We start from the raw sequence: 12,308 nt of genomic DNA on the forward strand, positions 1-12,308 counted from the left end.
CCACGGCCGGGTAGTCACACCATCCCGAACGGCCGAATCGTCACACCGGTCACGGCCGATCAGGACTCTTCAGCAAGATCGTGTTACGAGCTCTTACGAGAGGGGTAACTTATGCATTCTCATAGGTAGGGTTCCGCAATGATCGAAACCCTCCTATGGGAAGAAGTAGCCGGTAATCCCGACAAGTACATCCAGCTCTTGAAGGAGAAGGAGGTCGAACTGCAGCGCGACACGTTCAAGGTCCGCCAGGAGCTTCGCCTCGTGCGTCAAGTAAAGAAGCAGATGCAGATCGCCGACGAGTGGCGGACATCGGGCATCCCTGAGCAGCGACTGTCCGAGACAGACACCGTCGACGCCGAGCCGGCAACGGCAACCGGTGGCTTCCAGGTCGCGCCCCGCGAGACGCGAATCTTGCGGCTGATGGCCCAGGATCCGTTGCGGCAGCCGACAAGATCAAGAGTGTTCGCGTGGCAGCGGATGAACTCGCCAAAGCCGGATCTTTGATCAAGCTGCCGAATGCCTTCTACCAGTACGCACCACCCCGGCAGCCTTAGGGTTCGCAGAGAATCAAGGTGTTGCTTCCGGCTTGGTGGCTCGTTGATGTGGTATGGGCATTGCTGGTGGGGTTCGTAGTCAACTCGCCTCGAAGTTCGAGGTGTTGTTCCCGCACCTGGATGAGCGGCAGCGGCGGCTGCTGATGGGCGCCGAGGCCCGGGTGCTGGGGCGCGGCGGGGTCCGGGCCGTCGCGCGAGCGGCAGGGGTGAGCGAGACCACGGTCCGTGGTGGTGTGGACGAGCTGGAGTCCGGCGCGGAGCCCATGCGGTGGATCCGGCGGCCCGGCGACGGACGGAAGAAGGCCGCCGAGGTCGACCCAGGGCTGGGGCCGGCGCTGTTCGCGCTGGTCGAGCCGGACGAACGCGGGGACCCGGTGTCACCCCTGCGCTGGACCATCAAGTCCACCCGGAACCTGGCCGCGGAGCTCACGCGCCAAGGGCACAGGTCAGCGACGATACGGTCGGAGACCTGCTGCGCGAGGAGGGGTTCAGCCTGCAGGCCAATACCAAGACGGTCGAAGGCGCCCAGAACCCAGACCGCGACAGCCAGTTCCGCTACGTCAACGAGCAGGCCAGGAGCCACATCGAGGCCGGGCAGCCGGTCGTCAGCGTGGGCACGAAGAAGAAGGAGCTGGTCGGCGACTACAAGAACAATGGACAGCAGTGGCCCCAGAAGGCGAGCCGGTACAGGTCAAGACGCACGACTTCCTGGACCGGCAGGGCCTGGGCAAGGCGATCCCGTACGGGATCTACGACGTTGCCGCGAACACTGGGTGGGTGAACGTCGGCACCGACCGCGGCGTTCGCGGTCGCCTCGATCCGCCAGTGGTGGCAGGCCCGCGGCCGGCTCGACTACCCGCACGCCGACCGGCTGCTGATCACCGCGGACGCTGGCGGCCCCAACGGCCACCGCATCCGCGCCTGGAAGACCGAACTGGCCGCATTCGCGGCAGAGACCGGCCTCCAGATCACCGTGTGCCACATGCCGCCGGACACATCGAAGTGGAACAAAGTGGAGCACCGGCTGTTCTCCCACATCAGCATGAACTGGCGCGGCAGGCCGCTGATCAGCCACGACGTGATCGTGAACAGCATCGCCGCGACCACCACGAGCACCGGGCTGCGCGTCGAGGCCGCATTCGACACCGGCACCTACGACATCGGGATCAAGGTCACAGACACCGAGATCGACGCCACGCCCATGCACCGCCACCGCTTCCACGGCGACTGGAACCACACCCTGCACCCCGGCCACTGCCCCCAGACAGGCGAGACGGCGGCCACCACATCACCAACCACGCAGCGCGTCACCCCCGACCAACTACGTGACCCGGAACTGACGGGCATGACGGTCGCCCAACTGAATGCCCTGGTCAGCGAGTTGGCACCGGCCCTGCACGAAGAGCACGAGCACGCCCGGAACCGTCAACGCGGCCGTGAGCGCCGCCGGGCCCCCGGAGCGGGAGCCAACCCGAAGCCCTTTCCCGCCGACCAGGTCCTGGCCACCGTGCTCTACCAGCGCAAACTCGGCACCCAAGACCTCATCGGCCGACTCTTCGCCGTCGACAGGAGCACGATCACCGGCGCGATCAACAAGGTACAGCCCCTCCTCGAACGCCACGGCCACCACGTCACCGCCTCGACGGCACACTTCCGCACCCCCACCGACGTGATCAACTACCTCACCCACGAGCAGACGATCACACCCCCACAGAGATCAAATCCGCATGTCGATTATCTGCAAGCCCTTACGAGTTGGTGCGTGATAGCGGGTGAGGCGTGTTCGGGGGTGGCCGGTTTGGAGTGATCGCGGTGTGGTTCTCCCGGGTCAGTTTCGGTGGCCGCTGCTACATCCATGTCAGGAGGGTTCGCGTCGGTGCGGCCCTCATTTCGGGAGGGGACAGTTCATGACGCCTGAGGGCTATCACCGGGTGCGGGGCCACATCCGCCGGAATCCGACCCGTCGGCCTGCGAAGAAGCTGAGCCCGTGGCTGATCGGCGGCATCGCCGCCGTGGTAGTGCTGTGGGCGCAGTTCTTCGGATTCGAGGGGGCGGCGCCGGCACAGCCCCCGCGCCCGGAGTGACGGCGACGCCGTCGGCGGGCCGCTGATGGGGCGGTTGCGGTTAGCGATCCGTCGGCCGCGGGGCGCGGTCGAGTACGGGGCGGCGGCTCTGGTCGCCGCAGCGGTGGCCTCCTTGGTGGTGCGGTTGCTCGTATGGGTGGGCGAGGTGCTGGTGCGGTGGTGGCCGATCGTGGCTGTGCTCGCTCTCCTGGGATTCGCGGCCAGCGTCTGGCGGGCTGTGGCGGCCAGCCACGAGCACGCGGCGCGAGCACGGCGTTTGTCGGTTCTGCGGTTCAGCCTGGCGGAGCTCGACGCGATGGACGACCGGCAGTTCGAGTTCGCGCTGCGGAACCTGCTGATCCGGGGCGGCTGGTCGGCCCGACAGGTAGGGCAGCAGGGCGATCAGGCCGCCGACGGCTCCCCGACACTCGCCGGCCCCGGTTCGCCGCGCCGTACGAACGGACCGCTCCCGAGGGGAGGACGAACGGTGTTCGATGAAGACGGCTCCCTCGACCCGTTTCTGAAGTTCCTGCTGTACGCCGTACTGGTCCTGGCCGCCGGGAACATGCTCTGGGATTGGTTGACCGGAACCGTCATCAGATGGATCACCGTGGGCCTGTGGGGCGCGGTCGCCGCACACCCTTGGTGGACCGTGCTCATCATGATCGGCTTCCTCGCTGTCCTGTTCCTCCTCGCTCGGCTCGCCGACACTGCCCTCGACCTTCTCGCCACACCTGCCGTCGCCGGTGTCGACACGACATCGGTCGAGCCGGAGCCGGCCCTTCTCACCTACCGGATGAAGCAGCTCGAGGCCATGAGCCCGGCCGGATTCGAGCACGCCTGCGCCGAACTCCTCGGCGCCGATGTCATCGCCACCGACGCCGATGGCCTCACCATCGTGGTCCAGTGCAAGCAGCTCAACAGGCCCGTGAACTCACCGGCCATGCAACAGTTCAACGGCACCGCCCGCCCGGAGCACGGTGCCGATCACGCCGTCATCATCGGCCTCAACGGTTTCACGCAGCCCGCCCTCGACTTCGCCTCCCGCCACCGTCTGATCACCGTCGGCCGCGAGGACCTGAAGAGATGGGCGCACGGCACCCACCTCTACGACGTCATCCGCGCCCGCACCACCCCGTAGGCCGGCGCCAGGACGCAAACGGTCGACCCACCACGCCGCCGTCAAACCGATTCGTACTGGGGGAGAAACGCCTTGGACCTCCGTCGTGCCGACCGCCGTGACGCGGCCGAGCTCACCCGGCTGCGCCGCATCATGCTCGACGCCACGCGGCCCACACCGGAAGGCGAATGGGTCACGGCGTGCGAGGCGGCTTTCGCCGATTCCCTCGGAGGCCCCTGCTTCGTCGCCTTCGTCGTCGATACGCCCGACGGTGCCGGTCTCGCCCCCTGCGCGGTCGACACCTACACCCCTCGCTTCCCCAGTCCCACCAGCGACTCTCCGTTCCACGGCGGGATCCACTCCGTCGCCACCAACCCCGCCTGGCGCCGGCGCGGCTATGGACATGCCGTCGCCACCGCAACCATGCAGTGGCTTGCCGACCAGGGCTGCTCCTCCCTCCGCCTCAACGCCTCCCCCGACGGACTCCCCCTCTACACCGAGCTCGCCTTCCGTCCCCTTCCCGCACCAGCCATGACCTGGAGCTGCCGATAGGAAGCGATCCAGCGTCTCCGAACCAGAGCAGCCGGTGTGGGGGCCGTACTCGCCACATTCGATCGATCCGAGCGCTCCGACGGGCGGGAAGGACCTCCGATGGAGACCGGGCATCTCCCTGTCGAGTTCCTCGACGCGCAACAGATCGACTTCGTCGAGCACCCTCCACCGGCCCTGTCACCACAGGAGCGAGGCGACGTCGACCGTCTCTGGGCGGAGACGAAGGCCCACAACCCCACCACCTTCGACGGCCCGCTCGTCGCGAGCCTGGGCATCGACCTGTCCGGGCCCGGCCCGTCGGTGGTGCGATGGGCCAGGATGACGTACCGACACCGGGCCCTGCGGAAACTGCGGCCGGCCGAAGAGGTCCCCGGGTCCGTCTTCGTCACCGTCTTGTTGCCGACGGAGGCCGGACTCGCGGTCGGACGTGGCTCCCCCACCATCGCGGCGCCCGGCCACTGGAGCCTCCCCGGCGGCTCAGCAGAACCCCCTGCGGCCTGCCACCCCCTGGACATGGCGCGCCAAGCAGAGCGGATCGGGTATGTGTCTGGTTCTCGATCACCCAGCTGTCGAGGAAGCCGAGGCCCTGCTGGGTGGCGACAACCACAACCTCCCAGCCCCGTTCCTGTGCGGCTGTAATGAGCTTGCCGACATCGCCGGCGATCCCGGCCGCGCACACGACGACATACACGAACGGATCGCGCTGCGACGCATTCACGCGGGCACGGTACTCCCAGTCGACCGCTGAGGTGGTGGAGCCAATCACGGCACCCGGGCCTGACCGCACAACCCCTTCCAGCTCCGCTGAGGGGACGCGGGCCAGCCTCCGCTCGACGTTCCATAGGGAACGCGGTGAGCCTTCGCTCCCCGGGAGCCCACCAACGAGCCCCTCCTTATGGACCATCAGTCCGCTGGGGCATTTTGGGGCGGCGGCGCGCTGGGGACAAGGGATGCCTTCCCTTCCAAGCCGGTTGGCCTACGCAGGGGATCGGGGGAGGTCAGCGTCCTCGTGACAGTTTCACGAGCGCGGACTCAAGGCCCTGGCACCGCCATGGCCCATCCGATGCTCCTCGCCTTCCTCTCCGACTACCCCCATCCCGCCCGGCGCGCCAAGGCGCGGACCGTCGCAGCAGCCGACCCGGGGCCCCGGCCGCAGCCCGGTGGACTCGCTACGCTGCGCGACGTGAGCGGGACTCGAAACCCACTCCTGACCAGCCGCGATCCGCCCCTCAAACCAGCTGTCCCTGGGGAGAATCTGGGGAGAATGGGCCGCCCTGGGGAGCGGCTGGGAGAATCGGCTACGTAAAAGAACGTCACCATGAAAGCCCCAGAAAGCTGCAAAGTCCCAGGTCATCCCACCCCCGATAGCGATCTCCGCAGGTCAGCGCCCCGAGGGCGAGGACTTCAAGCGGATCTCGCCCTGGGCCGCCATCCTCTTTGCACCCACACTCGTGGGAACGATCTACGGCATGAACTTCGACTCCATGCCGGAGTTGCACTGGAGCCTCGGATACCCCTTCGCCATCGGCCTGATGGCGATGGTATGCACTAGTTTGTACGTGATTTTCAAGCGGCGGGACTGGCTCTAGCGGTCGATCGACCGCCTACACGCGGCTCGCACGGTTTGCGCCCGCACCTCCTGCGCGAAACGCCCATATGAGGCGCTGGGGAGTCCCTGGGGAGAAGTGGTGCGGGTGATCTCCTCACCCTCCCTGCAAAGAAGCTCTGACCTGGCCTTTTAGGCATCCACGAACGCTGGGGAGAATCTGGGGAGAACCCAGGAGGGCGGCTGCACCTCACGCCCCTTCGCCAGCTCGCCCGCACACGGTCCAGTGGGGGTGCTCTCTGTGCGGCGCACCGATGCCGCGCCTATCACAATGAGTGACGCGGGCAGCGCTTCAGAGCCGGAGGGGCCGACAACGTTCCAGCCCTTGGCTGACAGAACCGCAGGTCAGCGGAGCGCGAGACGCAAAACAGATACAAGTGACCCAGTGGCGGCCGTCAGACAGCCGCCGCTGCGGCGAGCCGGTCCCGGGCGAGCAGCCCCGCGCCCAGACAGCCGGCGGCGTCCCCCAGGGCCGCCGGCACGATCGCGGGCAGCTTCTGGAACGTGACGCGTTCCGCCACCGCCGCGCGCAGGGGTGTGAGCAAGGTGTCGCCGGCTTCGGCGAGACCGCCGCCGATGACCAGTGTGCGGGGATCCAGGATGGTAAGTGCGGTGACCAGACCGTCGGCGAGGGCGTCGACCGCCGCCCGCCACACCCGGGACGCGGCCTCGCCGCCGGCCTCGACGGCCCGGGCGCAGTCGGCGGCATCGGCGGCGACGCCGCACGCTGTCGTCCAGGCGCGACCGATCGCGCCGGCGGAGGCCACGGCCTCCAGGCAGCCGCGGCCGCCGCAACCGCACACGGGGCCGCCGGGACGTACGACGATGTGGCCGATCTCGCCGGCGCAGCCGTGGGCACCGGCCTCGATGTCGTCGTCCATCCCGATCGCACCGGCGATGCCGGTGCCGAGCGACACGAACAGGAACCGACCGGTGCCCCGGCCCGCCCCGATGCGGCCCTCGGCGAGGCCCCCGGTGCGCACGTCGTGGCCGAGCTCGACGGGGATCCCGCCGAGCCTGCGGCTCAGCAGATCCCGCAGCGGGACGTCGCGCCAGCCGAGGTTGGCGGCGTACACGGCGATGCCGCCCTCGGAGTCCACGATGCCGGGCACGGCGACGCCCACGGCCTCCGCAGGCGTGCCGAAGTGCTTACGCCCGTGGGCCCGCAGCTCCTCCGCCAAGCCGAGGATCGACCCCACGACGGCTTCGGGTCCGCGCTCGCGCCCGGTGGCCCGCCGCGCCTCGTACAGCAGCGCCCCGTCCAACCCGACCAGAGCCGCTTTCATTCCGGTACCGCCCACGTCGAGGGCGATGACATGTCTCACGGGAACACTCTCACTGGTGACTTCCAGGCCGCTCGGACCGCTGGTTCGTATCTCTCGCCGCGTCGCACCACGGCTGTACGGGGCGAGGCTCCTCCTCGCCGTGGAGGGAGGAGTCTCGCCCCGCGGGCTCACCCCTGGGTGAGATCCAGGACGCGGATGTCGTCGTGGTAGACGATGCGCGTCGTTACGTCTCCCTTCGCGAGCGTCTGGTCGGGCCGGTAGAGGCCCCACTTGAGGTAACCGAAGTCCGCAGGGTTCACGGGGTGGAAGGTCTTCACGTTCGTGTGCGTCTGCCGCAGCATGTAATCCGATTCGCCGGGCATCTTGGTGGAGACCTTGTAGTAGCCGGTGCTGTCGTCCGTCCAGCTGACGTCCACGCGGAAGTGCATCCACTTGCCGAGGTGCGGACGGATGTCACCGACCACGGTGGACTGGAGGTTGAGCGTCGGCGACCGGAAGGCGATGCTGTTCCGCTTGGTCATGAGGTAGAAGGACGGCAGGTTTCCGCCGGCGTGCTTCCCCTGGAAGATGATGTCGCCGGCTTCCGACTCCCCGGACTCCCACGTCTCCCAGTCCTTCAGCAGGACGCTGAACTCGTACCGCTGCTCGTCGCCCACGACGAACCTGCCCTCGTGGACGTCGTTCGTGGCGCTCTCGCTGCGCGGGGCGCCGTCGGAGACGTACCCGGGGTCGCCCAGGGTCACCTTGTGGGCGACGGCATGGTCGTCCCCGGACTTGACGACGGACGACGCGTCGAGGGCTGTCGCGTGCGTCGTGGTCAGGTTCGGGATGCCGGAATCGAGCTGCCCGTTCGCGTAGTCGATGGTCAGGAGGGCCGAGGGACCGGTGTTACCGGCACACGTCGCCTCCGTGATCCCGCTCGCGCTGTTCTGCCCGGCCTGCGCGGCGGTCAGGCCCGCCACGGTGAGCGCTCCCGCCGCAGCCACCGCGATGGCGGTCCGCTTCGTCGACTTCTTCATGATCAGATCACCGGCCTGTCTTCGATGCGGACGAGGTTGCGGCCGCGCATGGTGTAGAGCCGGCCACGGTTGTCGGCGTTGACGTGCGGCCCGCTGTACCAGGCGCCGTTGATCTCGGCGACGACGGTGCTGACGGCGAAGGTCTTGGGGTCGAAGCGGAAGAGGGTGGTGTCGGAGACGCCGTAGACGACGCCTCGGCTGGTGACCATGGCCGCGAAGCCGGGGCATACGGCGCGGTGGTCGGCGGTGTGTATCACCCGGCGGATCGTGAGGTCGACGACGAAGAAGCCGCCCTTCCGCGTGAGTCCGTACAGATGGTGGCCGTGCACCGCGAGCGCGGCCGTTCCGGTGGTCAGGGTCGCGGGGAGGTCGAGGCGCCACAGCTCGCGCCCGGCGACCGGGTCGAAGGCGACGATCGTGCCGCGCGGCCCCTGCGTGGTGGGGTTGTCGCCGCCGAGGTACGCGACACCGTCCCGGGCGGCGACGGCACGCACCAGCTGGGCGCCGTCGATCGGATTGACGTACACGCCCTTCTTGTCCGTCCCGGGCGCGTAGGTCCACAGGGAGCCGCCGCCCTCGGTGTCGGACTGCACGCCGACGAGGAGCAGGTCGTTGATCGTGTCGTGGCAGACGTCGAGCGGACGGTTCTGCTCGCTCGGGAACGCCGCGAGCTGCCGGGGCTGCTCATCGGCCATGGGGTCGTACGTCCACATGCCCTGCGAGCTGTACTGGCCGGTGTAGAGAACCCCGTTCAGCACCTCGGCGTCCTTCGCCTCACCGGGCGCCCGGAGGTTGACCACCTTGCCGCTGCGCAGGTCGTGACGGGCTATGCCGTTGTTGCCGCCGACGTACGCGTACCGGTGGTCGGTGGCGATGCCCATCGCCGTCTGCGCGATGACGGGCGCGCCCGCCTCACCGAGATCGGTGACGACGGCCCCGCCCGTGGCCAGGTCGATCTCGCCGACGAAGCCGTATCCCGAGACGACGGTCAGCTTGCCGCCGAGGACGTCGAGGCCCCAGATCTCGCCGAGGTCGCCGTCGAACGCGACGGGGGTGATGACCTTGGTCGCCCTCGAGTAGGAGTGCAGACCCGCGTCGGTGGCGAAGTAGACCGTGTCGGCGTTCGCCGTCAGGTTCTTGACGACCTTGCCGGTGGTCGGCGTCAGGCTGTACGAGGAGAGGTCGGCGAGGTCCATCACGGCGAGCTTGGCCGGCTCGGTCGATCCCGAGGTGCTGACCACGAGGCGGTCGCCGACGACGAAGAGGTCGCGCAGGCTGGGGTCCTTCTCCATCTCCGGCGGCGTGACGTCGCGATACGTTCCCGCGGCCCGGTCGTACGCGTACAGCGAGGCCTTGCTCGCTCCGTCCCCGCCGGCCAGGACGCTGCCGGCGCCGAAGAAGACGGTCGTGTCCGTGGCGGCGACGGCCCTGGCCAGGGTGGCCCCCGGGTCGGGGACGCCGAGCTTGGTCATCTTGGTGGTGGCCGGGTCGTACATCCACAGCGCGGGGGCCTTCCCGGGGATCCCGCCCACCGCGTACACGGTGCCGTCCGGGGCGACGGCGAGGTCGCGGATGTCGCGGTCCTCGGTCCGGCCGACGCCCACGGCGGGCTTGTCCGGAGTGGTCAGGTCCCAGCGGAAGAGGTTCGGCTTGCCCACGTCGCCCTTCTGCAGGATGCCCGCGTACACGTACCTGCCGGTGGAGTCGACGGCGAGCGCCTGGATCGAGTGGCCCACGCCGAGGACGGTCTGGGCCACCACCTTGCGGGTGGGCAGGTGGAAGGCGAGGACCCGGGTGGGTTCGAGGTTGCGGGAGCCGATGTAGACGGTGTCACCGACCTGGAGCGCGCTCATCAGCGCGAACTGCTCGATGCCGGGGCCGAGGTCGGTGATGGTGGTGCAGGGTCCGGCGGTCGTGGCCTCGGCCTGCGCCGGTGCGGTGAGCAACGGGCCCGCGGCTGCCGCAAGCCCGAGCGCACCACCTGCCATGAGCAGCTGGCGTCTGCCCACGGACGAAGAGTGCTGCATGGGGGGACTCCTTTGTTCGTTGTGCGGGGACACAGAGCGGGGAGGAGCGGAAGAGCGCCGTGGTGGGGAGATCACGGCTGGGGCCGGCCGGTTCCCGGATCGGCGTCGTCCGGGACCGGCCGGAGTCGTCAGGCCGACGTCGCGAGAGCGGCCTCGTGCACTGCGTGCGCGAACGGTTCGCCGGCGGAGTAGCGCTTGACCTCGTCGACCGCGCTGGCGGTGATCCGGCGGAGTTCGCCGCCGAGCGAGCCCGCGATGTGGGGGGTGAGAAGGACGTTCGGCAGGGAGTAGAGCGGCGAGGTGGTGGGGAGCACCTCGGGTTCGGTGACGTCGATGACCGCATGGATGCGGCCGCTCGTGGCTTCGGCGGTGAGGGCCTCGGTGTCGACGAGGGAACCCCGTGCCGTGTTGATCAGCGTGGCGCCGTCGCGCATCAGTGCGAGCCGGCGCGCGTCCATCAGGTGATGGGTCTCGGGCAGTGCGGGCGCGTGCAGGGAGACGACGTCCGAGGCCTCGACCAGTTCGTCCAGTTCCACCTGCCGGACGCCCATGGCCGCCGCCCGTAGGGTGCTGACGTGGGGGTCGGCGAGGAGGACGTCGACGTCGTACGGCCGCAGCAGTTCGATCACCTTGCGCCCGACGAGCGACGCTCCGACCACCCCCACGGTCCGGCGGTAGTTGCCGAAGCCGGGAAAGTGCCGGGACCAGTCGAGGGGAGAGCGGTGCTCGCGGTAGAGACCACCGATCTCCAGGACCCGCTTGTTGGCGAAGAGGATCGCGGCGACGGTGTACTCGGCGACGGGGACGGCGTTGGCCGCGGCGGCCGAGGAGACCACGAGGCCGCGATCCCAACATGCCTGGGTCACATGGTGCTTGATGCTGCCCGCCGCGTGCACGATGGCCTTCAGGGCCGGTGCCCGCGCCAGGGTCTCCTCGTCGAGGAGGGGACAGCCCCAGGACGTGATCAGGATCTCCACGTCCGCCAGGGCCGGTTCGTCGGTGAGGTCCTCGGCGACGTGGTCCGGGTCGATGTCGACGTACGCCGTCAGACGCTGGATCTCGGCGGGCGGGAACATCGCGTCCCAGTGGCGACGGCCCATGGCGAAGAGGGCGCGGGGGCGGGTGGTCGGGATCGGTCGCATGGGTGAATTCCTCATGGTCGCGGCCTACTTGACGGCGCCGGCGGTCATGCCGGACTTCCAGAACCGCTGCAGCATCAGGAAGATGGCGATGAGCGGGGCCACGGCCACGAGCGAGCCGACGACGGCCAGCAGGTAGTCCTCGGGATGGCCTTGCGTGAGCGCGGACGAGTACCAGACGTACAGACCGAGGTTGACCGGGTAGAGGTCCTGGTCGGAGAGCATCACCAGGGGCAGGAAGAAGCTGTTCCAGATCTGGGTGAACTGGAAGAGGAAGATGGTCACGAAGCCGGGTGCGATCATCGGGAAGGCGATGCGGCAGAAGGTCCGGAACTCGCCGGCCCCGTCCATCCGCGCCGCTTCCAGGACCTCGTCCGGCACGTAGGAGGCGTTGAAGACCCGCGCCAGGTACACGCCGAAGGGGAAGACCAGACCGGGGATGAAGACGCCCCAGAAGGTGTTCACCAGACCGACCTTGGCGGCGAGCAGGTACAGCGGGATCGCCATCGCCGTGCCGGGCACCATCACGCCCAGCAGCACGAGCGAGAACAGGCGCTCCTTGGCGGGAAAGGCGAGCTTGTCGAAGGCGTAGCCGGCGGCGACGCTGAACACCGACGCCAGGAGCGCCCCCACACCCGCGTACAGGACCGTGTTGAGCAGCCAGCGCAGGTAGACGCCGTCATCGGCCGTGAACAGGTGGCCGAGGTTCTCGGTGAGGTGGATCTCGTCGCCGAGAGCGAAGCCGTTGGTGCCGAACAGGTCCTCGCGGCTCTTGGTGGAGGACAGCAACAGCCAGGTCAGCGGCAGCAGGGTGTAGAGGGTGGCGAGGCCCAGCATCGCCGTGACCCCGGCCTTGGACAGCAGGACGGACGGTGACTTCATGGCGCCTTTGCGTCTGCGCGGCGCCGGCCGGCGGCCGGGCGATGGCGTTGTCACGGGTGC

9 protein-coding genes and 3 pseudogenes are annotated in these 12,308 nt (G+C 68.8%); 6 read left to right on the top strand and 6 right to left on the bottom strand.

The window, feature by feature from the left end:
- The first annotated feature begins 138 nt into the window (after positions 1 to 138).
- From ABZ621_RS34785 to ABZ621_RS34805, 5 genes and pseudogenes are all read left to right on the top strand, one after another.
- Entirely contained in the window at positions 139 to 504 is a 366-nt protein-coding gene (locus tag ABZ621_RS34785; protein WP_360610748.1) for a hypothetical protein, read from the top strand.
- A 103-nt stretch (positions 505 to 607) separates the two neighbouring features.
- A pseudogene (locus ABZ621_RS34790) lies at positions 608 to 1,803 on the top strand (ISAzo13 family transposase); the annotation flags it as partial.
- Between the two features lie 658 nt (positions 1,804 to 2,461).
- Positions 2,462 to 2,638 (top strand): hypothetical protein, encoded by a 177-nt coding sequence (locus ABZ621_RS34795; protein WP_360610750.1) that lies wholly within the window; start codon positions 2,462 to 2,464, stop codon positions 2,636 to 2,638.
- 136 nt (positions 2,639 to 2,774) lie between these two features.
- Positions 2,775 to 3,758, top strand: a complete 984-nt coding sequence (locus ABZ621_RS34800; protein ID WP_360610752.1) for a restriction endonuclease — start codon at positions 2,775 to 2,777, stop codon at positions 3,756 to 3,758.
- 72 nt (positions 3,759 to 3,830) lie between these two features.
- Positions 3,831 to 4,289: a GNAT family N-acetyltransferase gene (locus ABZ621_RS34805; protein ID WP_360610754.1), complete on the top strand. Its 459-nt coding sequence runs from the start codon at positions 3,831 to 3,833 to the stop codon at positions 4,287 to 4,289.
- Positions 4,290 to 4,807: 518 nt separating this feature from the next.
- Here ABZ621_RS34805 and ABZ621_RS34810 read toward each other — a convergent pair.
- Positions 4,808 to 5,007, bottom strand: a pseudogene (locus tag ABZ621_RS34810) (flavoprotein); the annotation flags it as partial.
- Between the two features lie 679 nt (positions 5,008 to 5,686).
- Here ABZ621_RS34810 and ABZ621_RS34815 point away from each other — a divergent pair.
- Positions 5,687 to 5,878: pseudogene (locus ABZ621_RS34815) on the top strand (CorA family divalent cation transporter); the annotation flags it as partial.
- 412 nt (positions 5,879 to 6,290) lie between these two features.
- Here ABZ621_RS34815 and ABZ621_RS34820 read toward each other — a convergent pair.
- The 5 genes from ABZ621_RS34820 to ABZ621_RS34840 form a co-directional block, all read right to left on the bottom strand.
- Complete coding sequence (locus tag ABZ621_RS34820; RefSeq protein WP_360610756.1) at positions 6,291 to 7,220, bottom strand: ROK family protein; 930 nt, start codon at positions 7,218 to 7,220, stop codon at positions 6,291 to 6,293.
- 128 nt (positions 7,221 to 7,348) lie between these two features.
- The gene (locus ABZ621_RS34825; protein WP_360610758.1) at positions 7,349 to 8,200 is read right to left on the bottom strand and encodes a heparin lyase I family protein; all 852 of its coding nucleotides are present in this window, start codon (positions 8,198 to 8,200) and stop codon (positions 7,349 to 7,351) included.
- A gap of 2 nt (positions 8,201 to 8,202) precedes the next feature.
- The gene (locus ABZ621_RS34830; RefSeq protein WP_360610760.1) at positions 8,203 to 10,227 is read right to left on the bottom strand and encodes a PQQ-binding-like beta-propeller repeat protein; all 2,025 of its coding nucleotides are present in this window, start codon (positions 10,225 to 10,227) and stop codon (positions 8,203 to 8,205) included.
- A 128-nt stretch (positions 10,228 to 10,355) separates the two neighbouring features.
- Entirely contained in the window at positions 10,356 to 11,369 is a 1,014-nt protein-coding gene (locus ABZ621_RS34835) for a hydroxyacid dehydrogenase (RefSeq protein ID WP_360610762.1), read from the bottom strand.
- A gap of 24 nt (positions 11,370 to 11,393) precedes the next feature.
- Positions 11,394 to 12,248, bottom strand: a complete 855-nt coding sequence (locus ABZ621_RS34840; protein ID WP_360610764.1) for a carbohydrate ABC transporter permease — start codon at positions 12,246 to 12,248, stop codon at positions 11,394 to 11,396.
- Between the last annotated feature and the right edge of the window lie 60 nt (positions 12,249 to 12,308).

This window comes from Streptomyces sp. NPDC007863, assembly GCF_040633895.1.
Lineage (GTDB): Bacteria > Actinomycetota > Actinomycetes > Streptomycetales > Streptomycetaceae > Streptomyces.